At 61.0% G+C, this 1,567-nt stretch carries 1 protein-coding gene; it reads left to right on the forward strand.

What is annotated here, in order from left to right:
- Positions 1 to 88: 88 nt before the first annotated feature.
- Entirely contained in the window at positions 89 to 1,252 is a 1,164-nt protein-coding gene (locus PMI09_RS10320; protein WP_007792412.1) for an IS110 family transposase, read from the forward strand.
- The last annotated feature ends 315 nt before the right edge of the window (positions 1,253 to 1,567 follow it).

The following is a 1,567-nucleotide window of genomic DNA, read 5'->3' on the forward strand; positions in this document are numbered from 1 at the left end:
GGTAGATCCTATGAGGAGGGTGGATAGCGACCAGGCCTGTGGCAGGGTGAGGTTGCTTAACCACAAACACCCTACCTTGGAGGCAAGCATGCCTGTTTCAGCTCACCGATCTCAAGGGCCGGCCGCTATCCGGACTGATCTTGGCGCAATCTTCGTCTCGTTGGAACTCAGTCAATCTAAATGGGTCATCACCTCGCTGTCGCCGAGCGGTGGAGGGAAGATGTCTAAGCATGCGGTGGCGGCTGGCGAGGTCGCCGGCATGCTGGGATGTTTTGCTGAACTCAAGAGGAAAGCGCGGGCACGCACCGGGCGGTGCTTTCCGATCATTGTCGTCCAGGAGGCTGGGCTCGACGGCTTCTGGATCCATCGGGTGTTGGAGGCCGAGGGGATCGAAAGCCACGTTGTTGATCCGGCTTCGATTGCAATCTCGCGCCGCCGGCGGCGGGCCAAGACCGACAGGATCGACGGCGAAGCGCTGATTCGCGCATTGCTCGCTTATCAGCGGGGCGAACCGCGAGTGTGCGCGATGGTCCGGGTGCCGACACCCGAGGAAGAGGACCGCCGCCGCCTTTCGCGTGAGCGCCAGGCTCTGACGAGCGAGCGCATACGGCACGTCAACCGCATCAAGGGCCTGCTGTTCAGCCAGGGCGTATCCGACTACGAGCCGCTGCGCCGCGATCGACGCAAGCAACTGGAGGAGCGTAAGACCGGCGACGGCCGTCCGCTGCCGGCACATTTGAAGGCGCAGATCGGCCGCGAACTCGATCGACTGGAACTGCTGCTCGAGCAGATCAAGACTATCGAGGCGGCCCGCGACGCCATGCTCTCTGCCACACAGGTCGTCTCGCCAGCACCGGCGATGCTGCTCACCTTGAAAGGCATTGGGCCGGAATTTACCGCCGTGCTCTGGTCGGAGGGGCTGTCGCGCCACTTCGACAATCGACGACAGGTTGCCGCCTATGCCGGCCTTGCCCAGGCACCCTGGCAGAGTGGCTCGGTCGATCATGACCAGGGGGTCTCAAAATCCGGCAATCCAAGATTACGAACGACGATGATCCAGATGGCCTGGCTATGGGTGCGTCATCAACCAAACGCGGCGCTCACCTTGTGGTTTAGGGATCGGGTCAAGCAGAACGGCGGCCGTCTCAAGAAGTCGACGATCGTCGCGCTCGCCCGCAAGCTGCTCGTCGCGCTGTGGAAATACGTCAATGCCGGCGTCGTTATCGAAGGAGCGGTCATAAAGACCGCCTGATGGGTTACCCGAACTGAATTCTGCAATCTTCCAGGATCCGATCGGTCCTGGCGGATCCAGGTTGGACGAACCGAGCATTTGCTTGGCCCGAAAATGGGCCGCTCGTGTAGAATGGTTTCGTCCTCCTGAGCCCTGTCCGCACGCAAGCGGGATGTTGGTGCGGCTGTCTCGGACGGCGACCGTATATAAGTTGGATTTGGCTTGGCAACGAGCCGCGTCGCGCAACGGGCCCAGACCATGGATGCCGCAATGAATGACGGAGTGCGAAATGTCACCTTGACGAAAGTTCCGTGTTGACCCTCCTCATATAAGCAA

Origin of the sequence: Rhizobium sp. CF122, assembly GCF_000282035.1 — a bacterium.
Lineage (GTDB): Bacteria > Pseudomonadota > Alphaproteobacteria > Rhizobiales > Rhizobiaceae > Rhizobium.

What these genes read in the sequence shown, in the direction of transcription:
- PMI09_RS10320 (WP_007792412.1), top strand. Translation starts at nt 89, where the DNA reads ATGCCTGTTTCAGCTCACCGATCTCAAGGGCCGGCCGCTATCCGGACT.